General features: G+C 34.9%; 24 protein-coding genes, 5 tRNA genes, 1 riboswitch and 1 other annotated feature. Of the genes, 5 read left to right on the top strand and 24 right to left on the bottom strand.

From position 1 onward, the window contains the following. Positions 1-40: 40 nt before the first annotated feature. Positions 41-274: a binding site (T-box leader), on the bottom strand. Between the two features lie 70 nt (positions 275-344). From phoU to TEPIDINF_RS00510, 9 genes are all read right to left on the bottom strand, one after another. Beyond that, positions 345-1,001: a phosphate signaling complex protein PhoU gene (gene phoU / locus TEPIDINF_RS00550; RefSeq protein WP_082732314.1), complete on the bottom strand. Its 657-nt coding sequence runs from the start codon at positions 999-1,001 to the stop codon at positions 345-347. 19 nt (positions 1,002-1,020) lie between these two features. Continuing rightward, positions 1,021-1,773 (bottom strand): phosphate ABC transporter ATP-binding protein PstB, encoded by a 753-nt coding sequence (pstB, locus tag TEPIDINF_RS00545; RefSeq protein WP_068727360.1) that lies wholly within the window; start codon positions 1,771-1,773, stop codon positions 1,021-1,023. 116 nt (positions 1,774-1,889) lie between these two features. After that, positions 1,890-2,726, bottom strand: a complete 837-nt coding sequence (pstA, locus tag TEPIDINF_RS00540) for a phosphate ABC transporter permease PstA (RefSeq protein ID WP_069797496.1) — start codon at positions 2,724-2,726, stop codon at positions 1,890-1,892. Continuing rightward, positions 2,723-3,655, bottom strand: a complete 933-nt coding sequence (pstC, locus tag TEPIDINF_RS00535) for a phosphate ABC transporter permease subunit PstC (protein WP_069797498.1) — start codon at positions 3,653-3,655, stop codon at positions 2,723-2,725. The genes pstA and pstC overlap by 4 nt, the downstream gene beginning before the upstream one ends. A 72-nt stretch (positions 3,656-3,727) precedes the next feature. Beyond that, a complete protein-coding gene (gene pstS, locus TEPIDINF_RS00530) occupies positions 3,728-4,819 on the bottom strand; it encodes a phosphate ABC transporter substrate-binding protein PstS (RefSeq protein ID WP_084818690.1) in 1,092 nt (363 codons plus the stop codon). 452 nt (positions 4,820-5,271) lie between these two features. Beyond that, positions 5,272-5,360 (bottom strand) — tRNA-Leu (locus tag TEPIDINF_RS00525). Positions 5,361-5,438: 78 nt separating this feature from the next. Next, positions 5,439-5,513: transfer RNA gene (locus tag TEPIDINF_RS00520), tRNA-Gly, on the bottom strand. A gap of 46 nt (positions 5,514-5,559) precedes the next feature. Further along, positions 5,560-5,635: transfer RNA gene (locus TEPIDINF_RS00515), tRNA-Phe, on the bottom strand. Between the two features lie 43 nt (positions 5,636-5,678). Further along, complete coding sequence (locus TEPIDINF_RS00510) at positions 5,679-5,948, bottom strand: hypothetical protein (protein ID WP_421691141.1); 270 nt, start codon at positions 5,946-5,948, stop codon at positions 5,679-5,681. A 286-nt stretch (positions 5,949-6,234) separates the two neighbouring features. On the opposite strand from TEPIDINF_RS00510, the gene TEPIDINF_RS00505 reads away from it, so the two are divergent. Together TEPIDINF_RS00505 and TEPIDINF_RS00500 are read left to right on the top strand one after the other, a co-directional pair. Continuing rightward, a complete protein-coding gene (locus tag TEPIDINF_RS00505; protein ID WP_068722773.1) occupies positions 6,235-7,374 on the top strand; it encodes an NAD(P)/FAD-dependent oxidoreductase in 1,140 nt (379 codons plus the stop codon). 21 nt (positions 7,375-7,395) lie between these two features. After that, positions 7,396-7,812, top strand: a complete 417-nt coding sequence (locus tag TEPIDINF_RS00500) for a DUF1641 domain-containing protein (RefSeq protein ID WP_068722771.1) — start codon at positions 7,396-7,398, stop codon at positions 7,810-7,812. 81 nt (positions 7,813-7,893) lie between these two features. Here the strand turns inward: TEPIDINF_RS00500 and TEPIDINF_RS00495 are convergent. Further along, positions 7,894-7,970: transfer RNA gene (locus tag TEPIDINF_RS00495), tRNA-Pro, on the bottom strand. 50 nt (positions 7,971-8,020) lie between these two features. Then, positions 8,021-8,359, bottom strand: coding sequence for a YmaF family protein (locus TEPIDINF_RS00490; RefSeq protein WP_068722769.1), 339 nt, complete (start codon positions 8,357-8,359; stop codon positions 8,021-8,023). Positions 8,360-8,932: 573 nt separating this feature from the next. On the opposite strand from TEPIDINF_RS00490, the gene TEPIDINF_RS00485 reads away from it, so the two are divergent. Next, the gene (locus tag TEPIDINF_RS00485; protein ID WP_421691140.1) at positions 8,933-9,229 is read left to right on the top strand and encodes a hypothetical protein; all 297 of its coding nucleotides are present in this window, start codon (positions 8,933-8,935) and stop codon (positions 9,227-9,229) included. Here TEPIDINF_RS00485 and TEPIDINF_RS00480 read toward each other — a convergent pair. The 3 genes from TEPIDINF_RS00480 to TEPIDINF_RS00470 form a co-directional block, all read right to left on the bottom strand. After that, a tRNA-Ala gene (locus TEPIDINF_RS00480) sits at positions 9,217-9,292 on the bottom strand. The two genes, TEPIDINF_RS00485 and TEPIDINF_RS00480, sit on opposite strands and share 13 nt — an antisense overlap. An 81-nt stretch (positions 9,293-9,373) precedes the next feature. Continuing rightward, the gene (gene dnaI / locus TEPIDINF_RS00475; protein WP_068722680.1) at positions 9,374-10,297 is read right to left on the bottom strand and encodes a primosomal protein DnaI; all 924 of its coding nucleotides are present in this window, start codon (positions 10,295-10,297) and stop codon (positions 9,374-9,376) included. A gap of 19 nt (positions 10,298-10,316) precedes the next feature. After that, entirely contained in the window at positions 10,317-11,753 is a 1,437-nt protein-coding gene (locus tag TEPIDINF_RS00470; protein ID WP_068722678.1) for a DnaD domain protein, read from the bottom strand. Positions 11,754-11,913: 160 nt separating this feature from the next. Here TEPIDINF_RS00470 and TEPIDINF_RS00465 point away from each other — a divergent pair, with 160 nt between their 5' ends. Next, positions 11,914-12,207: an IscA/HesB family protein gene (locus TEPIDINF_RS00465; RefSeq protein ID WP_399168555.1), complete on the top strand. Its 294-nt coding sequence runs from the start codon at positions 11,914-11,916 to the stop codon at positions 12,205-12,207. A 43-nt stretch (positions 12,208-12,250) separates the two neighbouring features. On the opposite strand, the gene nrdR is transcribed toward TEPIDINF_RS00465, so the two are convergent. The 3 genes from nrdR to speD all read right to left on the bottom strand — a co-directional run bounded on the left by nrdR (position 12,251) and on the right by speD (position 15,395). Then, a complete protein-coding gene (gene nrdR, locus TEPIDINF_RS00460) occupies positions 12,251-12,706 on the bottom strand; it encodes a transcriptional regulator NrdR (protein ID WP_069799178.1) in 456 nt (151 codons plus the stop codon). Between the two features lie 173 nt (positions 12,707-12,879). Next, entirely contained in the window at positions 12,880-14,586 is a 1,707-nt protein-coding gene (locus TEPIDINF_RS00455) for a Na+/H+ antiporter NhaC family protein (RefSeq protein ID WP_421691139.1), read from the bottom strand. Positions 14,587-14,719: 133 nt separating this feature from the next. Next, a riboswitch (Lysine riboswitch) is annotated at positions 14,720-14,896 on the bottom strand. A 109-nt stretch (positions 14,897-15,005) separates the two neighbouring features. Further along, entirely contained in the window at positions 15,006-15,395 is a 390-nt protein-coding gene (gene speD, locus TEPIDINF_RS00450; protein ID WP_068722672.1) for an adenosylmethionine decarboxylase, read from the bottom strand. Positions 15,396-15,692: 297 nt separating this feature from the next. On the opposite strand from speD, the gene TEPIDINF_RS00445 reads away from it, so the two are divergent. Then, a complete protein-coding gene (locus TEPIDINF_RS00445) occupies positions 15,693-15,923 on the top strand; it encodes an alpha/beta-type small acid-soluble spore protein (protein ID WP_068722670.1) in 231 nt (76 codons plus the stop codon). Positions 15,924-16,022: 99 nt separating this feature from the next. Here the strand turns inward: TEPIDINF_RS00445 and TEPIDINF_RS00440 are convergent, their stop codons facing one another. The 7 genes from TEPIDINF_RS00440 to TEPIDINF_RS00410 form a co-directional block, all read right to left on the bottom strand. Beyond that, entirely contained in the window at positions 16,023-17,060 is a 1,038-nt protein-coding gene (locus TEPIDINF_RS00440) for a glyceraldehyde-3-phosphate dehydrogenase (protein ID WP_068722668.1), read from the bottom strand. A 229-nt stretch (positions 17,061-17,289) separates the two neighbouring features. Further along, a complete protein-coding gene (locus TEPIDINF_RS00435) occupies positions 17,290-17,907 on the bottom strand; it encodes a lytic transglycosylase domain-containing protein (RefSeq protein ID WP_421691138.1) in 618 nt (205 codons plus the stop codon). Further along, positions 17,874-18,470, bottom strand: a complete 597-nt coding sequence (gene coaE, locus TEPIDINF_RS00430; RefSeq protein ID WP_068722666.1) for a dephospho-CoA kinase — start codon at positions 18,468-18,470, stop codon at positions 17,874-17,876. The genes TEPIDINF_RS00435 and coaE overlap by 34 nt, the downstream gene beginning before the upstream one ends. A gap of 12 nt (positions 18,471-18,482) precedes the next feature. Then, positions 18,483-19,130, bottom strand: coding sequence for a sporulation membrane protein YtaF (gene ytaF / locus TEPIDINF_RS00425; protein WP_421692120.1), 648 nt, complete (start codon positions 19,128-19,130; stop codon positions 18,483-18,485). A gap of 87 nt (positions 19,131-19,217) precedes the next feature. Then, positions 19,218-20,054 carry a DNA-formamidopyrimidine glycosylase gene (mutM, locus tag TEPIDINF_RS00420; RefSeq protein WP_421691137.1) on the bottom strand — a complete coding sequence of 279 codons (837 nt, stop codon included), beginning with the start codon at positions 20,052-20,054 and terminating at the stop codon, positions 19,218-19,220. Between the two features lie 19 nt (positions 20,055-20,073). Continuing rightward, positions 20,074-22,725, bottom strand: a complete 2,652-nt coding sequence (gene polA, locus TEPIDINF_RS00415; RefSeq protein WP_421691136.1) for a DNA polymerase I — start codon at positions 22,723-22,725, stop codon at positions 20,074-20,076. Between the two features lie 187 nt (positions 22,726-22,912). Beyond that, entirely contained in the window at positions 22,913-23,752 is an 840-nt protein-coding gene (locus TEPIDINF_RS00410; RefSeq protein ID WP_069797738.1) for a prohibitin family protein, read from the bottom strand. Positions 23,753-23,834 lie beyond the last annotated feature (82 nt).

Raw genomic sequence — 23,834 nt, 5'->3', positions numbered from 1 at the left:
TGCAAAAAATTTTTTTCAATAAAAAAAGCACATTCATCCTCTATGGGACGATTGTGCCGTGGTTCCACCCAAATTTCATTTATGAAGGAAATATCCCTACTTCCTAAATAAATGCTCATATAGATAACGGTGACTACCGATAATAGCTACTTTTCTTTTCGCTATTATGACTCAAAGGGGGTAAATCATCAACCCTAGTTAAGAATCTCTCAGCCAAGGATTCTCTCTATAAACACTGGTACTTGATCATTCATGTCCTCATCATCGTCGATCTAACTATTTTTTTAACTAAGTTTTTTAATAATTAGTATTATAAGAATGGCTATGATAAAAGTCAAGTTTCACTATAGATTTAAATCTGGTTTGTTCCCTTTTACCAAGTAAATGACACTCTCTCCGATATTTGTAGCATGATCTCCAATTCGTTCGATATATCTGGCTACAAATGAGAGTAACATTGCTTGGCTTAGCGTTTCAGGTTTTTTGGTCATAATCTCTAATAAATCACGTAAAACCGTACTATACAATTTATCAACCTTATCATCAATTTCAGCTAAACCAAACGCTAACTCAACATTTTCCTCAATATAAGATTTTAATCCGTTCGTTAACATTTGTTTTACCATTTGCGCCATTTGAGGGATATCAACTAAGGGTTTTAATAAGTGGTCTTCTTCAATTCGAATCGTTACCTTCGCAATATCTCTTGATAAATCAGCCATTCTTTCTAAACTACTTGCAATTTTAATAGCTGCTATAATTTTCCTTAAATCTTTAGCAACTGGTTGTTGAGTAGCCACTAATTGAACGGCAAGTGTTTCAATTTGATCTTCCATTTCATTTACCTTGACATCATCCTCTACCACTTTTCTTGCTAAATCTTTATCCAAATTAGACAACGATTCAAGGGATTTTTCAATGGCTTCTTCAACAAGATTACCCATTTGCAACAAGTTTTGTTGCAAAGTATTCAATTCTTGATCAAAGCTTTTTCTTTGCACAGTGTATCATCTCCTTGTATTAACCAAAACGACCAGTTATATAATCCTCTGTCTTTTGGTTTTTAGGGTTTGAAAAGATTTTAACAGTATCATCATATTCAATCAACTCACCATTTAGGAAAAAGGCAGTTTTATCAGACACACGAGCCGCTTGTTGCATATTATGAGTGACGATGATGATTGTATACTTATCCTTTAAAGAATGAACCAATTCTTCAACTCTTAATGTAGAAATCGGGTCAAGTGCAGATGTTGGTTCATCCATCAATATTACATCTGGTTCTACTGCTAAGGTTCTAGCAATACATAGACGTTGTTGTTGACCACCAGATAACCCCATGGCATTTTTATTTAAACGATCCTTGACCTCGTCCCAAAGATTAGCCTGAATTAAACTAGTCTCTACTTTTTCATCTAAGATTTTTTTATCTTTCGTTCCATTTAAACGTAAGCCAGCAATCACATTATCGTAAATCGACATCGTCGGGAATGGATTAGGTTTCTGAAAAACCATCCCAATTCGGTGGCGTACGCTTACTGGGTCTATATTCGTATCATAAATGTTTTGGCCATCAACGATGATTTCACCAGTAACTCGTGCACCTTCAATCACTTCATGCATGCGATTGATCGTACGAATAAATGTAGATTTCCCACAACCAGACGGTCCAATTAAAGCTGTAACTTGTTTATCTTTTATATCCAAATTTATATCTCTTATAGCATGAAAATCTCCATACCAAGCGTTCAAATTATTTACTTGAATTGACATAGATTCCACCTCATTAATGTATGACGATAAGTAAGATGAGTTCACAAGATAACCCACAAAAGTGACGTCCTCCTTCGAACCGTATTCCGATTACTTTTGCGAGAACCCTAGAAAAATTAAGCTCTACTTCTTGTGAGAAAACGTGCAGACACATTAAGAACTAAAATTAGAAGGATCAACACTAATGCCCCTGCCCAAGCTTGAGCTTTCCAGTCTGCATATGGAGAGATCGCATAGTTAAAGACCTGAACGGGGATAGAAGCCATAGGCTCTAGTAAAGTTCTGCTAAAATAAATATTTCCAAACGCCGTAAATAATAATGGTGCTGTTTCTCCAGATACACGTGCAACAGCTAACATAATTCCAGTTACAATTCCCCTCATTGCAGAAGGTAAAACAATGAATAAAATAACTCTCCATTTAGGTAACCCTAATGCTAATCCAGCTTCGCGAATATCACTTGGGATTAATTTTAACATTTCCTCTGTTGTACGTGTAACCGCAGGAATCATAATAAATGCTAATGCAACTCCTCCAGCAATCGCTGTAAAACCACCCATGGAAATGACTAATAAAGTGTAGACGACAATACCAACAACGATGGAAGGGACACCAATTAAAATATCAGTAAGAAAACTAATGGACTTACCCAACCTATTTCTCCCATATTCAGATAAAAAGATCCCTGACATGAGACCAACAGGAATACCTATAATTGAAGCAATTAAAATTAAAGTAAACGTTCCAATGATTGCATTTGCTATTCCACCACCTTCAACTCCAGGGGGAGTTGGCGTATGAATGAAAAAACTTAAATTTAATGCAGGTAAACCTTTCATAATAACATATCCAAAAATACTAAACAGTGGAATTAAGGCAGTTACTGTTGCAATAATTGTGAGAATAACCATTATTTTACTTTTTATCTTTCTGTTCTTAAGTGATTTCATCATTTCACCTCTTGAGTTCCTTTTGAAACTGACCAAACCAATAATCTTGCAATAATATTAATAAGTAAAGTAACCCCGAACAAGACCAAACCAATTTCAATCAATGCAGATAAGTACAGATTTGATGAAGCTTCAGTAAATTCATTGGCTATTACACTTGCCATCGTATAGGCTGGATCAAAAATAGATTTTGGGACAGAAGGTCTATTCCCGATAACCATCGTTACTGCCATCGTTTCACCAATTGCTCGTCCTAACCCAATAATCATACCACCTAATATTCCCGTTCTTGCATAGGTTAAAACAGCTGTTCGAATCATTTCCCATTTGGTTGCTCCTAAAGCTAGAGCTGCTTCACGTTGTGTATTTGGTACAGTTGCAATCACTTCTTTTGAAATTGATGCAATTGTAGGGATAATCATAATAGCTAAGATCACACCAGCTGTAAATAAACTCACGCCATACGCCGGACCTGAAAAATAAGGTATAAATTCTCCTAATGTATTAATAAAAATAGGTGCGATATAGTTCCGTAAAAATGGAGCTAAAATAAACATTCCCCACAAGCCATACACAATTGAAGGGATTGCTGCTAATAATTCAATCATAAATCCTACCGAGTTTCGAACCCATTTAGGTGCTATTTCTACTAAATAGATGCCAATCCCAACACTAATCGGCGTTGCAATGAGAAGTGCAATAAGTGAAGAAACCACTGTCCCATAAATAAAAGGCCAAGCTCCAAATTGTTCTTCAACTGGATTCCATTTCGAGTCAAAAATATAATCCCACCCAAACTCAGCAATCGATAACTTCGATCCAGAATACATTTCATAAATCATTAAGAAAAGTAGAAACATAACTGAAAAACCAAATAGATAAGCGATTCCCTTAAAGATTTTGTCTCCGTAATGTTTTTTCAAGCGATACACCCCTTACCAAGCTAAAATACACAGCAAAAAACCCTGTTATTTAGGGTTTTTTGCCATCCGTATGTCATTTTACTATTTCACTTGAACTTTGTCTAATTGTTTAACATCTAAATCTTGAATTTCTTTTGGTAATGGAGCATATTGTAACTCTTCAGCAAATTTTTGTCCTTCAGTAACAGCATATTTTAAGAAGTCGACCACTTGTTGAGTACGTTCCTTATCCATTGGGGAATTCTCATAAACCAATAACCATGTTGTTCCAACGATTGGATAACTATTTGCACCAGGTTGGTTTACTAAAGATATTTTCATATCTTCAGGCATATTTGCTACTGCTCCAGCAGCTGCGGCAGAAACTGTTTCAAGCGTTGGAGCCACAAAATTGCCATCCTTATTTTGAAGCTCGACTGCTGTCATTTTATTTTCAATAACGTAGGCTAATTCAACATAACCAATCGTACCAGGCTCATTTTGAATTTGTCCAGCTACACCCTCATTACCTTTTGCACCAATACCTTCAACTGGCCATTCGATTGATTTACCAACTAAGTTATCACCCCAAATTTCGGGTACTGCAGCATTTAGGTAGCTAGTAAAAATATAAGTTGTTCCTGATCCATCAGAACGATGTGTTACTTTAATCTCTTCATCTGGTAAGTTTACACCTGGATTAATATCGGTGATTTTTTTATCATTCCATTTTGTAATTTTTCCTGTGTAAATTTCTCCTAATACTTGTGGAGTTAATTTTAATTTATCTACACCTTCTAAATTATAAGTAACGGCAACCCCACCCAATGTTACTGGAATGTGAAGCACATTTCCACCTGCTTGATTGATCTCGTCTTCTTTCATAGGCGCGTCAGATGCAGCAAAATCTACTGTTTTCTTTATCAATTGCTGAATTCCGCCACCACTACCAATTGATTGATAGTTTACTTTAACACCTTTAGCATTTGCATAATCTGGAATCATTCTTTGTAATAATGGGTTAACGAAAGAGGAACCAGCTCCGTTTAATAGTATATCTTTACCCGCAGCATCTCCACCTTGCTGTGTTTGTTCTCCGCCTTGTTGATTTGGTTGATTTTGAGCAGCACATGCTCCTAAAGTAAAGACAATCACTAATGCTAGGAAGAGTAAGCCTAATTTTTTAAAGTTCACTTTCAAAAGCCCCCTTGAATTTTTTGATTTGTTTTCCTTACAAGTTTGAGTATACTTTGTCCATATCAAGCTAGCGTTAATGAATTGTTAAGGAATTGTAAATTTTGATCTGTTTTTTTATTTTTTCCGTTTTTATTATGATTCATCCATACTCATATGAGTTATCTCTGCTTTAAGAAGAAAAGAATATTAGGAAGACATTGATGACAGAAAAAAATGAGCGATAGCAAGCGCTATCCCTTTTTCATATATAATGTGAGGTCAAATCTATGTCAAATGTTTATTTTAACGACACATTGTTGATAAATTATTAAACAAATGTAAAATTAAGTTAAATAAAAAAGTAGCTATCAAAAGCTACTATTTTATTTGCAATATGAAATTCATCTGATAATGATGTCATTCAACGTCGTACTCGAAAATTAATATAGTGCACTCTCTGAGTATATTAATGGTGCCGAGGACCGGACTTGAACCGGTACGGTAGTCACCTACCGCAGGATTTTAAGTCCTGTGCGTCTGCCAATTCCGCCACCCCGGCACGTTAATGGAGTACCCTAAAGGGCACAACTATATTCGCTTGCTAGAAGTAAAATCGACGTAGCTGCGCTCAAATATATGGAGCGGACGACGAGATTCGAACTCGCGACCCTCGCCTTGGCAAGGCGATGCTCTACCACTGAGCCACGTCCGCAAATAAACATTAACTTTAAATAGTTGTCCACTTTTCATTTAAAAAATGGTGGTTCGGGACGGAATCGAACCGCCGACACGAGGATTTTCAGTCCTCTGCTCTACCGACTGAGCTACCGAACCTCTTTTGAGACATCAATTATCATACCATTAAAACGAATAAATGTCAATTTAATCTTTTTTTTGACTTCATATATTCAAACGTATTCTTGCCTGTAGAATATAAACCCACTGCAATGACTCCATCATTTATTCCCTGTCTGATTGATTCGATAATTTGATGGTCTGCAAATAATAATGCATTCCCTATATTTAGCAAAACGATAAGCAATAGTGTAGTCCATGCTCTTAGCTTTTTAGGAATATGGATATAATCACTTAGAAATGGGGTTAAAGACATGGCTAAAGCTATAATAATACCCATTTCAATCATCATTCTTCCCCCCTTCAGAAAACTAAAAAGATAGCTAATATATTATATGAAAATAATGTATTTTTTCTTATGTGATCACCCATCTATTTATTTTTTTTCTCTCGCTCAGAAAAGAATGATTACTTATTAGTATTTATTAAAAAAATCATTGGAAAAATAATCGAGACTTGTATAAAATATGAGTTAGAGACATACCGCCTAAGGTATCTTTGTTCCATGTTCAATATTGAACAAAGTTTGGCCTAGGCAATTCTCTTTATAGAACCAAAGTTAAGGGAGGGTAAAAAAAATGGCTAAAAACATTGTAATTCTTGGTGGTGGAACCGGTGGAACCATGGTTGCTAACCACTTGGCAAAAGGATTAAATCACGAAATTAAAAATGGTGAAGTTAAACTTACCATGATTACAGCAGAAGAGGATCATATCTATCAACCAGGTTATCTCTTCATTGCTTTTGGTTTGCAAAATCCTGAGCATTATGTAAAAAAACAGAAGGCTTTAGTACATCCAAATGTAAACCTTGTCATCGCTGATGCAACATTGATCGACAAAGATAAAAAAGTAATCAAAACAAACAAAGGTGACTTCACTTATGATTATTTAGTCATCGGTACAGGTGCAATTCCTCGTTTCGACTTAATTCCTGGCTTACCTGAAGCTGGTGATGACTTCTATACAATGGAGGGTGCTCTTAAACTAAGAGAAAAAATCACAAACTTCCAAGGTGGTAAGATCGTTATTACACTTGGCCAACCTCATAAATGCCCAGTTGCACCTATTGAATTGTATTTAATGTTACATGAATTCTTTGAAAAGAAAGGTATTCGAGAAAAGGTTGAGCTCGTTTATACCTATCCGCTTGAGGAAGTTCATCAGGCAGTTAAGGTTGCTAAATGGTTAAAACCTGAACTTGAAAAACGTAATATCCGTTATGTTACTCAATTCGTGCCTGCAAAAGTAGATCCAGAGAAAAAGGTTCTTACTTCCAAGGACGGAAAAGAAGAATCCTTTGATCTGTTAATTTCAATTCCACCTCATCGCGGAGCAAAAGTTATCTTCGATTCTAAACTTGGTAATGAAATGGGCTTTATTCCGACTAATCAATACACTTTAAAATCTGAAGTAGATCCTTCTATTTATGTAGTTGGAGACGCAACTGCAATCCAAATTAGTAAAGCTGGTTCTACAGCTCACTATGAGTCTGAATATGTTGCTAAAAATATTGAGCAAGAACTTCATGGTCAAACACCTACTCACTTCTATGATGGAAAAGTTTTCTGTTTTATCGAAGCAGGTCTAGAAGAAGGAACTTACATTAATATGGATTATAAAAATCCTCCAAATCCAGTTCCACCATCTGCTATGATCCATTGGTTTAAACATGCATTTAACGAAATGTATTGGATGACAGCTCGAGGACTATTATAGAAAGGAAAAGGGGTGTAAAAAATGAGTGTGACAATGGAAGAATGTAAGAATACGTTAGAATTAACTGAACAAGAATTAAATACCTTAAAAGAATTAGTACAAACAATTAATACCATGAAAGAGCAAAATGTATTAAAAGATTTATTAGATTTAGCTCACTTCATTTCCGGTGCAACAAGAGCATTTAACACAGGGGCAGTAATTAAAATGGCTAATATCGCCGGGACAGCAGTAGAAACTGGAGATAGAGTACTAGCTGATTTAGGTGGCATGGAAACGATTAATAAAGTGCTAGATGCCGTTGAACAGGCAAAAGAAGATATAAAACATGATACCTCTAAAGTTGGCTTTGGCTCATTGTTAAAGCTAATGAAAGATCCAGGTGTTCAAAATGGATTAAAGTTTATGCTTGCTGTTACAAAAAATTTATCTAAGTAATTCTAACCTATAAACGACAAAGAAGGCCTTACTTAGTATGATTTAAAGTAGGTCTTCTTCTTTTTTTATGAAAGCTCATAGTGGTCGGGATGACAGGATTTGAACCTGCGACCCCCACGTCCCGAACGTGGTGCTCTACCAAGCTGAGCCACATCCCGATCAATTGTGTACTATATATTTTAAAAATGTTAAACACAATTTGTCAAGGTTAAAGATCGCCAGGCGCCGGTTGATCTACACCTCTAATACGATGCTTGTGTCCGACATTTTTTGTTGTATAGAAATCATAGTAATGAACATGCCTTCCACTGCCCACTGGAATGGCTGGACTAGAGTATGCTTCGTAATAATGTGTATGACCATTTTCAAACAAAACGTAACCTTCGACAGAATGGATATGTCCCCCATCACTAGTTAGTATTGGTGGTGAAGTAATATCTAGGCATTGATGAACATGATCTAATTCGATTGAAGTATAATCCACAGAACCATGGGTATGGTTTGGCACAAGACCTGGATAAGCATCATCTTTTCCTATTTTCTTCATTATTATCATCTCTCCTTTGTAGGTGTAAATCTCACAATACAAATACTATGTAAATGTCTAGCATTTGATTGTACTATAGCCTATTAAGGAGTATATGTTTTGTAATATTTAAGTATGGTGGAGCATAACACACCTAGAAATTAAAGAGCTGGTTTTTATGAAAAAAAATAAATAGTACGGATATCTTATTTTTACTATTATTCATGACTACACTAAATGATATTGATTTTACGAATTGGTTAGATTACGTTGCTGTTGAGAGTTTCGCTGTTTGGATTGGAATGATGATCTACAAATTGAAGTTAATGAGGAGGAAAAAAAGAAGGAATTAGAGGAGTTACGTAAAAAAACCGCCCTTATGATGATTAGGGGGCGGACATTTTCTTTTTGAGGAACAACAGCAATCATCCTTATAACTACAATAACTAAAACAGACAATAGGTTTTGTTTCAAACTTTGTTATTCTTTATTGCTTTATATGCTATAATTGTTAAAAATAAAATATTACAGTATTTGAGGAGAGCTTAAAATTGGATAATGAATAATCAAAGATTAAATAGCATAGAGAATGAAATGAAAAATATGAAATCAGAGATACAAGATATCAAATCCAACATGAACACCCAATTTGATACACTTGAAACAAAAGCATCTTATTTACAATCAGATGTTACAGATATTAAGGCCACTGTTCAACGTATCGAAGAAAGCAATCCAGAAAACGTTCATGCAATGCTTCAGACGATTAATAACAAGTTGGATCAGCGTGATGCAGACATCCAAGTTCTGAATAAACGAGTTTTTAATTATCGAAGGTTTAGATCTAAAAGCGAATTTTCTGTTATTGGTTTTATTGATGGTGGAGCATAGGGGGCTCGAACCCCTGACCTCTACACTGCCAGTGTAGCGCTCTCCCAGCTGAGCTAATGCCCCATTCTTAAGACAAAAATTATTATAGCATCCTCTTCATTTACATTCAACACTTTCAAACCTAAAAAATTCGCATCAAAGGGGTCATTCCAACATTCTTCTGTTAGGTCCATCGACAAAGTAAGGCACTGTATAATGCCGAATTCTTTCCATAATTCTTTTGGCCTTTAAGCTTTCCACTCCACCTTTATTTGAATACGCCAGATGCTCTTCTAAATCATCATAATTTAAATTAGAGGAATATAAGATAGGCAACCCTTTTACTACCCTAGCTTGTAAGATGGCTCCTAGTATTTCGTCTCTTTCCCATTGAGAAATCGTTTCTGCTCCAATATCGTCTAAGATTAGAACCTCAACCTCTTGTAAAAGCTTCATTTTTTCATTTAAGGTTTGGTCTTGGATAGAACTTTTCATTTCTCTAAAAAAATCAGGTACATAGATCATTAAAGTGGAAATTTTATTTTCTGCTAATTTCTTCGCAGTCGCTGCCAACATGTGACTTTTTCCAACTCCGAGCGGACCATATAAATAGATTCCTTTTCGTTTTTGACCAGATTGATAAAGGTCAATAAATTTTAATAATCCCATAAGGGCTTCTTTACGTCCTAACGTTTGATCAATCTCTTTAAAAGAAGCCTTCAAAACTTCCTTTGGAATATATTGGCTCTTAAATAATTGATTTTTATATTCCTCTTCTTCTTGGTTAAGTAACTTTTGGCATTTTGTTAATATACTTTGAATTTGGCCATATTCAAATTTTAAAGTCGTATAATGCCCTTTTAATAAATTTGGACAATTATCAATTCCAATGCAGAGGGAACAATTCTTTTTATCCTCGATATATTGATAAAGTTGATTTAATGAAGGAAGAATCATCTCTTTAGAGAGTTCGTTTGTTTGAAAAAGTGACTGTAATTCTGGATGTTGTTCAAAATAACGAACCCATTTTTGCTTATTAACGCTTAAGTTGGGTATTAATTCACCTATGATTTGACTTAAAGGATCCATTTTATCATCTTTCCCCTCATTAAATTTCTCCTAATTTCCTTAACAATTGATTGATTTCATCCTGACTTTCTTTATCTATAGAGTCAGTTGTATTCTCTTTCTGATGATACTTTTCTTCTTGCTGTAAAATATAATCTGGTATCTTCTCTTTCTTTCCCGACTTTGTGGAAGTAAAAGCTTTCTTGGCTGCATTCTTTGAACCTTTTTTTACCTCTTTCCATTCTTTATACAATTGATGCTCCTTCTTGGCCACATTTTGCGCTTCATTTACGGTTTTGATTTTTAGACGTTTCCAATGCCCCGCGATCTTTTCCGTTAAATTCTTAGGAAGTTTATATTCATTAGTCAACATAATATATTCTATTAATACATTTACTACTCCTGATGGCAATTGATAATCAATTAACAGTCCTTCAATTAAGTTTAAATCTGCTTCTGCTATCTTTCCACCACCTTGATATTGTTTCATTAGTTCTATAGGAGTTAAATGTTCTAATTCCCATTGATGTTGCTCTGCTTTACTAAGATTGTGGGCTGATTTCTGTTTTTTTTCATCAACCAGCTGTTCTTTTTGAACAATGACAACTTCCTTTTCAGCAAATTGAACTCGCTCTTTTACCCTTTTTCTGAGTGACTGCTTATCAATTTTTCCAGTTGAATCATAAATGGTATGATCCTTTAATAGATTGATCATGTCAGTTTCAGATAATTGATAAAGGAAAGCTAATTCATGTAAAAGTTTTTCTAAATCTGAATCGATGATTTTTTCTAAGGGATAGATGGAACTACCCATTCCTTTTATAAAATCAATATCAAGATATTTTTTCTTAATATCTAGTTTAGGTGATTGTTTTTTCTCTTCCTGATATTCGAGCGGTTGAATCAATTGCTCTATTTCAGAACCTGGTTTTATCTTGAATTCAGAGGCTAAAACAGTATCAAAAACTTCATCAAATGACTTGGTTATTTTCTCAGCAAATATGTAGTACCCATGGTTCCAATTTAAGTTTGGTGTCAACTTAGATTTTAAGGTTTGAAAAGCTGACTTCCCTAATCGATTTAACAACAATAGGCTTAAAACGTCACTCTGAAAAAATTGGATAGGATGTAATGGTGGAAATAGGGTATATTCAAAGATATGTTCATTTTTTTCAACGTGTTTATACTTTATAGTTTCTAAAAGACCAACAGCCTCCAAAACTTTTCTCGCTTTAATAATCGTTGGAAAGGAAAGCTGAAGTTGTGTCATTAAACCTCTATGCAGATTTGGTATTGAAACACCTGCCTGTCCTAAAGGAAGGTGATAAATGAAGGTTAAATATAAACTTAGAGCCTCTGTGCCAATAATGGGTTGATATAACTCAATCATGTAAGAAAATTGGGTAGTTTCGATTGAATTAGGTAATCTTATAATATAAGAATCCTGTGGTGTAATTTCATTGAAGATGTAAGACATTCTAAATCAACCCCTTTTATAAAAAGCTTATCTTTATTATACCATCACTCTAACTTAACAAAAACAACACTTGTTTCTCCAAACCAATCCATATATAATACCTTTATGGGTATTTAACTCACAACTAGATGCTTAAACATTGAGAAGGGGAGGTAATGATATGGTTTCCGTAACACCAAGTGCAAAGGATAAGCTTGAAGAGTTACTGAAAGAGAAACAAAGTAGCGCAGCAATCCGTGTATATATTGCTGGTTTTGGCTGAGGCGGTCCATCCTTGGGATTGGCTCTGGATGAGCCAAATGAAGAAGATAAAGTTTTCGAATATGAGAACTTTAAAGTGGTCGTCAATGCTAAAGAGCTTGAAAATATAGGCGATGTTGAAGTAGATTTTCGTGATTCCCGCTGGGGAAGTGGCTTTACTGTTAGATCTACTTTTGGTTCAACTTGCTCATAATATCACATTATTTAAATCCCCTCCGAATTGGAGGGGATTCTCTTCATCCTTTTCGCAGTAACTCAGAAATCTCTTGAATAAATACATTAATATCTTTAAACTGGCGATAGACTGAGGCAAAACGAACATAGGAAATTTCATCAATCTGATATAGTTTTTCCATCACCATTTCACCAATGACTCTGCTGTCAACTTCTGATTTCAAATCATTTCTTAATTCTCTTTCAATATCTGCCACCATATTTTCTAACGTTTCTAATGGCACTGGTCTTTTTTCACATGCTCGAATAAGCCCTCTTAGCACTTTTTCTCTACTAAATTCTTCACGACTTCCATCTTTTTTAATGACTAAAATGGGTGTTTCTTCTACTTCTTCATAGGTATTAAACCTTCTATTACATGAATCGCATTCTCTTCTTCTTCGTATGGATTTTCCATCATTGATCGGTCGAGAGTCTAATACTCTTGTTCCATTATAATTGCAGTAAGGACATCTCAATATTTCTCACCCCAATTTTTTCTCCCACATCTATGTGCGCTTAAGGTTGTACAAGTTATTATAAGTTTCCCTTAATTTCTTTAAAAGGTCAAGGGGAAATCCTTCCTATATTTCACCGTAAAAATGATTACTCCCACTTTTAAAAGTGGGAGTAAGGAAATTTGTCGACTATATTAATTTTCAACTGGTTTTCCTGCAAAGCGAACTAACAAGATAACACCAAGGATACCGATTGGAAGTGTAAACCAAACTGATAGTCCTAATCCGACAGGTAAATAACCTAAGAAAATAGTTAAAATAGCTATTGGAATCGCATAATCTAATTGGGTTCTTACATGATCTAAATGGTCACTACCTGCTCCCATCGAAGATAGAATCGTTGTATCTGAGATAGGAGAAACATGGTCGCCAAAAATTGCACCTGTTAATACTGCTCCTGCGCTCATGATAATAAAATTAGGGTCTGAAGATAATGCAGCTGCCAATGGAATAGTTAATGGCATTAAGATACCCATCGTACCATAAGAAGTACCAGTTGCAAATGAAATAATTGCTCCAAAAATAAAGATAATCGCTGGTAAAGCAAATGCTGGTAGGGTATCAGATAATAGACCAACAAGATATTTTGCTGTACCTAATTCTTTCATTGTACTACTTAAGGACCACGCTAATAGTAAAATAACCCCAGTGATCAAAAGAGACTTCATTCCGTTAATCCATGTTTCAATCGCTTCCGAAACGGTAAAGATCTTCTTACTAATACCCATGATCATGGCCACAATACTTGCAAAAAGAGCAGCCTGGAATAATACTACACTTGCATCAGATGATCCAAAAGTCTCACGAATGGCTGCAAAGGATAATGGACTAGATTGAATCAGTTGTTTTACAGCCTCATCCTCTCCACCCATGATCGCCATGTACCCATTGTAGTAAAAGCCACCAAAGGATAGAATCATTAAAAGCCCGATGGGAATAATTGCATTCCATATATTTAATTGGATACCCTCTTTTGGCTGAACATCTTTATCATCAGTTGCCATTGGTTTTGCTGTATCCGCTAATACTTTTCCTGTTGTTCTTGCTCGACGTTCTGCCTGATACATCGAGCCAAATTCTCTCATAAATAATGCCGTAGCTACAACAAAGACTAATAATAAAATATTATAAAATCGAAAAGGGATTGTATCCATAAAGACACCATAAGCATTGACATCTTGCCCAATTGAAGAATATGCATCTTTAATTAACCCTACTTCATAGCCAATCCAAGTAGAAACTAATGCAATACCCGCTATTGGCGCTGCAGTGGCATCAATAATAAATGAAAGCTTTTCTCTTGACACTCGTAATTTATCTGTAACAGGACGCATAATCGGTCCAACAATGAGTGAATTCGCATAGTCATCAAAAAAGACCAGTATGCCTAAAAGCCAAGTAATCACTTGTGAACTTCTTGGGGATTTTGCTTTTTTTGCTAACGATTCAGCTACCGCTCTTGCCCCACCCATCTTTGTAACTAAGGCGATTAGCCCACCAATTGCTAAAACTTGAAGGATAATTCCAGCATTCCAAGGGTCTGCTAAAGATGTCAAAATATATTGTACAACCTGAAGCAATCCCTGAAATAAGGCACCTAAAACATTATACGATGTAAGTTGTAACAAAAATGCTCCTGAAAAGACGCCGATAAATAGCGACAACACAACATTTTTTGTAATAAAAGCTAATATGATTGCAATCAATGGCGGGATTAATGTCCAAAAACCAAACTGTTTTGCATGTTCTGCGGCTTGATCGATTTCTTCTGCAAAAGCAGGCAAATGTTGAGATAATATGATGAATAAAGTAAATAAAAACACAGATATTTTGTTTCTCACTCTCTTTGCATCTCCTTTATCTATTTTAAATATGTTCGAACAAAAGCATATGATAAACAAAAAACCTTGAAGCTATATATGCCTCAAGGTTTATTATGCCCAAATAAATAAGTAATTCATAAAAAAACACTTGTTGGCAGATAGCTCTCCACAAAATACATTTTGTGACAGTTCTACATATATTTTACGCAGAACCAGCATATAACTCTTTGGGCTAAAGTTATACACTTCGGCGGTTCTTCCTTTCAGATTACCCAAAGCCCTATTGAAGATAATCTTACTCTTAAGTAACCGCACCTCTATACTTACCAGTTCATATTCGCTTATTATAATTTTTGTTCGACTTTTATATATTACTAAGTTAATGCTATTATGTCAACAGTAAAAAAAGAAGGATCAGATCCTTCTTTTTGGATAGCTTATTTGCTATACGTTTCAATTTTTGTTGGTTCAATCACGACTGGCCCAACACCACGTGGAACTTGTACAGATTCACGAGTTGTTGCTTCAAGTTGCTTCGTAATGTAATTTGCAGCAACATTTGGGTCAATTCGATCACCACAAGTATATACATCAATACTTGCATAAGAATGCTCAGGAAAACTGTGAATCGTTAGATGGGATTCTGAAATAATGACAACTCCACTAACCCCCATCGGTGCAAACTTATGAAAGGCAACTTCACGAATTTCTGCGCCAGCTTCAAGTGCTGCATCAACCATCGTTTTTTCAATAAATTTTAAATCATTTAATTTTTCAACATTACAACCCCATAATTCTGCAATTACATGACGTCCCATAGTATCCATAACGTCATCCCCCTTTTTACAATAATTCCATGCCCTCTCAAGCATGCGGGACCTACGTCATCTACCACGGGGGAAAGTTAGTCCGATGAGGTCCTAACCCTTTGAGTAGATACTGGTTCCTTAGTTATTTAAAAAGTAAATTGAATTTCACGAATTTCAGTATACTGGTTTTATCCCCTTTTTGCAAGAGAATTTTTATTTTTATTTTCATCTGCTGACACTGGAATCACTTACCTGTATTGAAACATTTGATTCTACATACAATACGATTACCAACCGATAAGGAGGTGAACAACAATGGCAGCAGGGCAAGAGCGCAGTAGCAATCAATTAGTAGTTCCTCAAGCAGGTCAAGCTTTAGACCAATTAAAATTTGAGATTGCTAATGAATTAGGAGTTCAAATTCCTCAAGACGGTTACATGGGATTCATCGCTTCCCGTGATAACGGTGCAATCGGAGGTAACATTACTCGTCGTTTAGTTCAAATCGCTGAACAACAACTTGCAGGACAAACTGTAACTAGATAATTAAATAAGATGCTCTGAAGTATTTGGAGATATGCTTCAGAAAAAAATTAACAGCACTGATAAACTCAGTGCTGTTATAGTATCTTATGCATTTCAAATTTATGCGGTTAAAACTTTATTTTTTTGTTTTTGTTTTTCTTTATCATGAAGATATTTAGCCAAATCAACTACCCGACATGAATAAGCCCATTCATTATCATACCAAGCCATTACTTTGATTTGATTTTCTCCAATGACCATTGTCGATAAGCTATCTACAATCGATGAATGATCGTTTCCTATAAAATCAGAAGATACTAGGGGTTCTTCACAGTATTGAAGGATGCCGTTTAATTCCTGCAAGCTTGCTTTCTTCAGAACCTCATTCACCATTTCAACTGTCACTTTTTTTTCAACTTGAACAACAAGATCTACGATTGATACATCAGGAGTGGGTACTCTGAGAGCGACTCCATTCAACTTTCCTTTTAATTCGGGAAGAACAAGAGACACTGCTTTTGCAGCTCCAGTTGAAGTTGGAATAATCGATTGCCCCGCTGCTCTAGCTCTTCTTAAATCTTTATGCATATTATCAAGGACTCGCTGATCATTGGTATAGGAATGAACTGTAGTCATCATTCCTGATTCAATTTTAAAATGTTGATGTAAAACCTTTGCAATAGGTGCTAAACAATTAGTAGTACAGGAAGCATTGGAAACAATATGGTGTTGCTCAGGATCATATTGATCATGATTAACTCCCATGACAATCGTAATGTCTTCTCCTTTTGCCGGCGCAGTGATAATCACCTTCTTCGCCCCAGCAGAAAGATGTTTACTCGCACTTTCCTTGTCTCTAAATTTTCCGGTAGATTCGATAACCACATCTATATTTAGATTTTTCCATGGTAAGAATTCAGGATTACGTTCAGATACGATCATAGTTTCTTTATCATTTACAAGAATCGTTTGTCCATTCACCTTTATATTTGCATTTATTTTCCCATGTACTGTATCGTATTTTAACAGATGAGCCAAAGTTTCAGGAGGGTAACTTGCATTAATTGCAACAATTTCAATCTCTGGATTTTCCATTGCCCTTCTAAAAACCATACGCCCAATACGACCAAATCCATTAATCGCTAATCTTAATGGCATATTTCTACTCTCTCCTTCACATTATAACATACTAATTTATCTTATTTACTATAATAAGTATAACATATTTAAAAAAAATAGCACTAAAATTGTTCTGTTTCAAAAAAAAAAAAAAAAGACTCAATAAAGAGCCTTCTTATAAAAAGGAGTTTGTATATTCCATAAGCAGCGACTTTTGGGAGTCCTCACAACGGAGCACGATGGAATATACAAATTTATTTATAAAATACTATATATCAAATTCAGACGAATAAATCCATTGATAGCGTTCATAAAAATGGAGAACCCTTTGTATGTAATGCCTTGTTTCTCCGAATGGAATTTGATCAATGGTTCCAGCATTCCCATCCCATATCCCATCTTCAATCCACTTTTTTACATTACCAGGCCCAGCATTATATGCAGCCATCGTATAAATTTCGTTGCCTTGAAATTGTTGATGGATATTTGCTAAATACCAACTTCCCAATGCGATATTCACCTCAGGCCTTGATAAATAATCAAGTGATTGTGGTGGGAAATTGCCTTTTTCAATAATCCATTTTGCTGTTTCAGGCATGATTTGCATCAATCCAATTGCACCTTTTTTAGAAATTTTTTTTTCATCAAATCGAGTTTCAACTTGTATGATAGACAAAATTAAGTAGGGATCAATGTCAAATTGGCGAGAATATTTGTAGATGATATCATTATATTTGATTGGATACATGAGTTGCCAAAGCCATTTTGAATTTAAACTTAAAAAAACTAAAAATAAAAGAAAAAAAATAAGAGCCGTTTTTTTGGTAAATGGTTTATTTGCCATCCTTCTTTTTAATCCAACTTTCCATACCATTTTTTTATACATTCAACAACCTGCAATTCTGTGTTGGATATGCCCAAACTATTGTCAATAACGATATCTGCCATTTCTTTTTTCAAATTCAAGTCCAGTTGCGCTCTTATTTTTGATAATGCTTCTTCTTTGGTGATCCGGTCTCGTTCCATGAGCCGACTTAACTGAATTTTTGGGTCAACATAAACAACAACAATCAAATCAAACAGTCGCTCTCTTTTTGATTCAAATAATAATGGAATGTCCACGATGACGTGATCGTATTTCGTTTGTAACTCTTTTGCTCGTTTAACGAGAGAAGCAAAGATAATGGGATGTGTGATCTCATTAAGTATTTCCCGTTTTTGAGAATCATTAAAAATAATCTTCCCTAATTTTTTTCGGTCAATCGTTTGATCTGGTAATAAGATTTCCGAGCCAAAATGATCAATAATCATTTGCCATGCTTCTTCACCAGGTTTTACAATTTCCCTTGCAATCTGGTCTACATCAATTACAGGTATTCCGTACTTTGCAAATAATTTGGATACTGTACTTTTCCCACTACCAATGCCTCCCGTTAACCCAATAAGCATCAAATCACTCCATTAAAAGATTTTAATAATCCCCATCATGATCAAAATAAGTCCAGGTAGAATTGTAAATCTTTTTAACCATTCTACATCAGAAAACAATAATCCTACCTTCATCCCTACTAATATAAAAAGCCCACTCATTCCTGCAATCATCGTAGCTGTCTTTAATGGTTCGAAACCAATTAAAGCTGCTCCTAATCCTGCACCAAATGCATCTAAGGATAAAGCTATTCCTAAAAAAGCTGCCTCCATTGTCGAAATAACCCCTGAACGGTCGATATCTGCTTTCATTGGCATCTTTAAAATTTGAATGACAAGGCCTAATTTTTTAATTTCGATCGAAATCATCTTTTTTTCTTGATATTCATTTACAGGGGTAGGGCACTCAACATCCTCATGGCTATGTCGAGTCACTTGGAAGATAGCCCAAACTCCTATACATATTAATATGATAGAACCAATCCATTTAGCCATATAAGGTGACAATACATAGCTAATCCATACCCCTAATTGCATAGATAAAAGAATCATAGAAGCTGAAAGCAATGCAATAATCAAAATAGAATATATAGGAATACGTACTTTTCTTATACCATAAGTCACACCTACACCAAAACTATCTAGACTTACAGCTAAACTTAAAATGATTAGAGAAATCATATGCACGATTGCTCTCCCCTCTCCAAAAGCTCTACATTGAAAACTTACCTTAATATCTTATGGAGTGGGCGCAAAAGGGGTGCAATGTTAGCTATTAAAATTCTTTTGGCAATTAGGACAAAAATGTGTCCCTCTTCCACCTACCTTGATTTTTTCAATTAGTGTTCCACATTGATAACATGGTTGACCTGTACGACCATAGACAATTAAATGATCTTGCATTGAACCTCTACCATAAAAGCTTTCATAAGTTCTAATCGTCGACCCACCTTTTTCAATCGCTTTTAACAAAACCTGTTTCATAGCTAGGATAAGTTGATCAATTTCCTCATCTGTAAGGGAATTACCCGTTCTTAAAGGATGGATCTTACTTAGTGCTAAACTATCATCCACATAGATGTTACCAAGACCACTTACAATTTCCTGATTTAATAAGCTTTGTTTAATCGGTGCAGATCTTGTTTTCAGTTGTTGCTTAAAAAGCTTTGGATCAAAGTTTGGATCAATCGGTTCTTGACCTAATTTTTTTAAAGATTCAAATTCTATTTCCTTACCTTTTGAGACAACATCCATCGTTCCAAACTTTCTGACATCACGATATTGAAGGATACTTCCATCAGTAAAGGTAAAAACAACATGTGTGTGCTTATCAAATTCCTTCATTTTTTCTTCATGATAAATATATTTTCCTTCCATGCGTAAATGAGAAATCATCGTTACACTATTCATATAGAATAGAAGATATTTTCCCTTTCTTCCGATACCTTCAATCGTTTGTCCTTGTAATATCCATTTAAATTCTCCGATATCACCAGGTGTTCTAATGATTTTAGGATAAAAGACATTTACTTCTTTTATCGTTTTTCCTATAATTAACATTTCCAATGATCTTCTCACTGTTTCAACTTCAGGTAATTCTGGCATAAAGAATCCTCTTTCAATCTTATTTCGCTTCGTACCACGTTTTTCCAATATTCATATCAACTTTCAAAGGAACGTTTAAGTCTAAAGCATGTTCCATGGTATCTTTGACTAAAACCTTCATTTCATCTATCTCATCAGGATGGACTTCAAAGATCAATTCATCATGAACTTGTAGTAATAAACGACTTCTTAAATGCTTTTGTTCCATTTGTTCTGCCACCTGAATCATCGCTAATTTGATAATATCAGCTGCTGTTCCTTGAATTGGGGTATTCATAGCTGTTCTTTCTGCAAAACTTCTCAAGTTAAAATTAGAACTATTGATATCTGGTAAATATCTACGACGATGTAATAAGGTACTTACATAACCCTCTTTTTTTGCCCTTTCAACAATATCCTTCATATATTGCTTGACGCCATGGAAAACCGCAAAATATCGATCAATAAATTCTCCAGCTTCTTTTCGGGAAATATTAAGGTTTTGGGATAGACCATAGTCACTAATTCCATAAACGATGCCGAAATTAACAGCTTTTGCTTGTCTTCTCATCAATGAAGTGACTTCATCCTCATTGACCCTAAATACATCTATCGCCGTCTTTGTATGGATATCCATATCTTTTTGAAATGCTTCTATTAATTTTTCATCATTTGAGATATGGGCGAGTACCCTTAATTCAATTTGTGAGTAATCTGCTGCAAGGATCAGCCAATCAGGTTCAGAAGGAATAAATGCCTGTCTAATTTTTCTTCCTTCTTCCAAACGGATCGGAATGTTTTGTAAATTTGGTTCTGTACTGCTTAAACGACCCGTAGCTGTAATCGCTTGATTAAAGGTTGTGTGAATCCTTTTTGTTTTAGGGTGAATCACCTTTAAAAGTCCTTCAATATAGGTTGAATATAATTTCCCTAACTGACGATAATGTAAAATCTGTCCAATGATTGGATGGTATGGCTCCAATTTTTCAAGAACATCAGCACTAGTGGAATAACCTGTTTTGGTTTTCTTCATGATCGGTAACTGCAGCTTATCAAATAATATTTCACCTAATTGTTTTGGTGAATTGATGTTAAACTCCACTCCAGCTAACTCATAAATTTCCTCTGTCAACTTCTTTAATGTCTGCTCAATTTCTACTCCCATTAGTTTTAGGCGCTCTTCGTCTACTTTCACTCCAATTTTCTCCATTTTTGCTAATACCCTTGATAATGGAAGCTCAACAGCATACAATAACTCAGATAATTGATTTTCTATTAATTTGTTCTCGATAAATGGCTTTAAGTGATAGATCACATGAGCTTTTCGACTGATATGTTCCATTAATAGATTCTGCTCAGGTATCTCTCTTTTTGCCCCTTTTCCATAAAATCCTTCGTCTGATTGTAGACCCATGTAATTGTATTGCTTGGCGATGTCAGATAGAAAGACAGCTCCATCAGAAGGGTTTAACAAATAGGAACCTAATAATAGGTCAAATTGTATCCCTTCTATTTGAATATGATTCCAGAAAAAGACCATTTCTGTTCGCTTGGCATCATACACCCATTTTGCAGCATCCGGATTTTTAAGCCAATTTTGAAACTCAGGCCAATCCATAACATTTTCAATAGACAGAAACAATTGTTCAGTATCATTTGACAAAGAGATCCCCAAAATCTTATCCGTAGAATTTTCCCCATTTGTTTCCACATGAAGTGCAAGTGGTTGGTCACCTTGATTGAAGATGGTATTCCAGATTTGTTTACTTTCATCTGTAAAAGAATTAATCTTCAGTTGCAAGATTTGATCTTGGTGTATATTTTCTCCTTTATCTATTTCTAATCGTTCAATAAGTGAATGAAACTCCCACTTTGAAAACAACTCATATACTTTTTCCTGATCAAAACGATGATAAGTTAGCTGTTCGATTGAAAATTGCAACGGTACATCTCTAAAAATAGTAGCCAATTGCTTACTTAATATTGCCTGTTCACGATAGATTGATAAATTTTCTTTTATCTTTTTACCGGAAATTTCATCAATATGTGCTAGAACTTCTTCAACACTACCATATTGATGAAGTAATTTTAATGCTGTTTTTTCACCAATTCCAGGTACTCCAGGAATATTATCAGAGGTATCTCCCATTAATCCTTTTAGATCGATAATTTGTTTTGGAGTGAGTTGATATTTATCTTTGATCTCGTTTGGCCCATAAGCTTCTACCTCTGTAATTCCTTTACGAGTAAGATAAATGGAAACATGATCAGAAGCCAACTGAAGCATATCTTTGTCCCCAGTTACAACAATCGTATCCAAATTTTCTATTTCTGCTGTTTTGGTTAAAGTTCCAATAATATCATCAGCTTCATAACCATTAAGTTCAAAATATGGAATTTGGAATGCTTCTAGTAGTTCACGTAACATTGGAAATTGCCCAGACAATTCAGAAGGGGTTTGCAGCCTTTTTCCTTTATATTCTTTAAAATCCGCATGTCTAAACGTAACTTTTCCAGCATCAAAAGCCACAAGAATATATTCTGGTTTAATCTCGTCTAAGATTTTTAATAAGATTTGTGTAAATCCATAAACCGCATTTGTGTAAATACCTTGTCTATTACTAAGCAGTGGTAAAGCATAAAATGCTCGATTCGCAATACTGTTTCCATCGATTAAAACCAACTTCCCCATCTTTTCACCTCGTCTCATATTCACAATCTATCATAACACTGTAAGGATATCCTCTTCAAGCAATACAAGATAGCACACAAAAGTGTCGATCTCCTTTGAAGCGTATTCCAATAACTTTTTTGGTGTCCCAATAAAAAACAGCCCTCCAAAAAGGGGACTGTAATTTTATAATCATTGATATTTGATCTTATTTAATTCCATTTACATCAATAAAAGGTGTTGCCCCACCTGTAACATTTGGAAGCTTACCATCCCATTTCTTAATGGCTTCCATTTGTGCTTCGATTTTTCTTAATTCAACAAGCTCTGGAGTTACCTCTTGTTTTTGTAATCTTAATGATTCTGCTTCTGCTTTTGCTTGCTCAATCTTTTGTTTTGCCTCAATTTCAATTCTTTGCAAATCTAATTTTGCTTTTAATGCTTGTTGTTCAGCAACCTGTTTTTGTTCGATCGCATTATTAAATTCATTGCTAAACTTAAATTCAGTAATATTGATTTCATCAAGTACCATATTATAATTTGCTAACTTCTTCGCTAATTGTTCTTTTACTTTCGTACTTACCTCAGGCCTTTTTGAAATTAACTCTTCAGCTGTATATTGAGCTGTAACAGCTTTAAGCGCTTCTCCAATTGCAGGGTCTACAATCCTTTCCTTATAGGCTAAACCTACGTTTTGATAAAGTTTATTCACTTCTTCTGGATTAAGATGAAAGTTAACAGCAACTACAGTAGTAACGACCTGTAAATCCTTGGATGCAGCAGTTTGTTCAGATTGAGCTTTTTGTACACGAACCTCTGCTGGAATCACTTCTTGAATAAATGGAATCTTAAAATGAAGTCCTTCATTTAATACGATAGGTTTAACAGCGCCTAGTTGTAAAACAATTCCCCTATTTCCTGCCTCAACAATAACAAATGAATTTAAAGCTAACAAGACAATGAGCCCAAGTATAACAAACATTGAAATGGTACGTCCTGTTTTCAAATTCATTTTTGGTTTCATATCAATCACTTTTTCGTTATCCATTTCCTTACTCCTCTCGTTTCATCAAACTAATCTTTTCTAGATCGTTATATATTCATTATTTACTACGATTTAAAATAAGAAA

The sequence above is a fragment of the Tepidibacillus infernus genome, assembly GCF_048898065.1.
GTDB classification, from domain to species: Bacteria; Bacillota; Bacilli; order Tepidibacillales; family Tepidibacillaceae; genus Tepidibacillus_B; species Tepidibacillus_B infernus.
The sequence above is the reverse complement of the archived record's forward strand: the minus strand, read 5'-3'. Positions and strand labels throughout refer to the sequence as shown.

What these genes read in the sequence shown, in the direction of transcription:
- TEPIDINF_RS00445 (WP_068722670.1), top strand. Translation starts at nt 15,693, where the DNA reads ATGGCAGCAGGGCAAGAGCGCAGTAGCAATCAATTAGTAGTTCCTCAA.
- TEPIDINF_RS00510 (WP_421691141.1), bottom strand. Translation starts at nt 5,948, where the DNA reads ATGATGATTGAAATGGGTATTATTATAGCTTTAGCCATGTCTTTAACC.
- mutM (WP_421691137.1), bottom strand. Translation starts at nt 20,054, where the DNA reads ATGCCAGAATTACCTGAAGTTGAAACAGTGAGAAGATCATTGGAAATG.
- ytaF (WP_421692120.1), bottom strand. Translation starts at nt 19,130, where the DNA reads ATGATTTCTCTAATCATTTTAAGTTTAGCTGTAAGTCTAGATAGTTTT.
- polA (WP_421691136.1), bottom strand. Translation starts at nt 22,725, where the DNA reads ATGGGGAAGTTGGTTTTAATCGATGGAAACAGTATTGCGAATCGAGCA.
- speD (WP_068722672.1), bottom strand. Translation starts at nt 15,395, where the DNA reads ATGGATACTATGGGACGTCATGTAATTGCAGAATTATGGGGTTGTAAT.
- TEPIDINF_RS00500 (WP_068722771.1), top strand. Translation starts at nt 7,396, where the DNA reads ATGAGTGTGACAATGGAAGAATGTAAGAATACGTTAGAATTAACTGAA.
- TEPIDINF_RS00470 (WP_068722678.1), bottom strand. Translation starts at nt 11,753, where the DNA reads ATGTCTTACATCTTCAATGAAATTACACCACAGGATTCTTATATTATA.
- coaE (WP_068722666.1), bottom strand. Translation starts at nt 18,470, where the DNA reads ATGCTTATTGGGTTAACGGGAGGCATTGGTAGTGGGAAAAGTACAGTA.
- TEPIDINF_RS00490 (WP_068722769.1), bottom strand. Translation starts at nt 8,359, where the DNA reads ATGAAGAAAATAGGAAAAGATGATGCTTATCCAGGTCTTGTGCCAAAC.
- pstA (WP_069797496.1), bottom strand. Translation starts at nt 2,726, where the DNA reads ATGATGAAATCACTTAAGAACAGAAAGATAAAAAGTAAAATAATGGTT.
- TEPIDINF_RS00440 (WP_068722668.1), bottom strand. Translation starts at nt 17,060, where the DNA reads ATGCCATTAAGATTAGCGATTAATGGATTTGGTCGTATTGGGCGTATG.
- TEPIDINF_RS00505 (WP_068722773.1), top strand. Translation starts at nt 6,235, where the DNA reads ATGGCTAAAAACATTGTAATTCTTGGTGGTGGAACCGGTGGAACCATG.
- TEPIDINF_RS00410 (WP_069797738.1), bottom strand. Translation starts at nt 23,752, where the DNA reads ATGGATAACGAAAAAGTGATTGATATGAAACCAAAAATGAATTTGAAA.
- dnaI (WP_068722680.1), bottom strand. Translation starts at nt 10,297, where the DNA reads ATGGATCCTTTAAGTCAAATCATAGGTGAATTAATACCCAACTTAAGC.
- TEPIDINF_RS00485 (WP_421691140.1), top strand. Translation starts at nt 8,933, where the DNA reads ATGAAAAATATGAAATCAGAGATACAAGATATCAAATCCAACATGAAC.
- TEPIDINF_RS00435 (WP_421691138.1), bottom strand. Translation starts at nt 17,907, where the DNA reads ATGTATAAAAAAATGGTATGGAAAGTTGGATTAAAAAGAAGGATGGCA.
- pstB (WP_068727360.1), bottom strand. Translation starts at nt 1,773, where the DNA reads ATGTCAATTCAAGTAAATAATTTGAACGCTTGGTATGGAGATTTTCAT.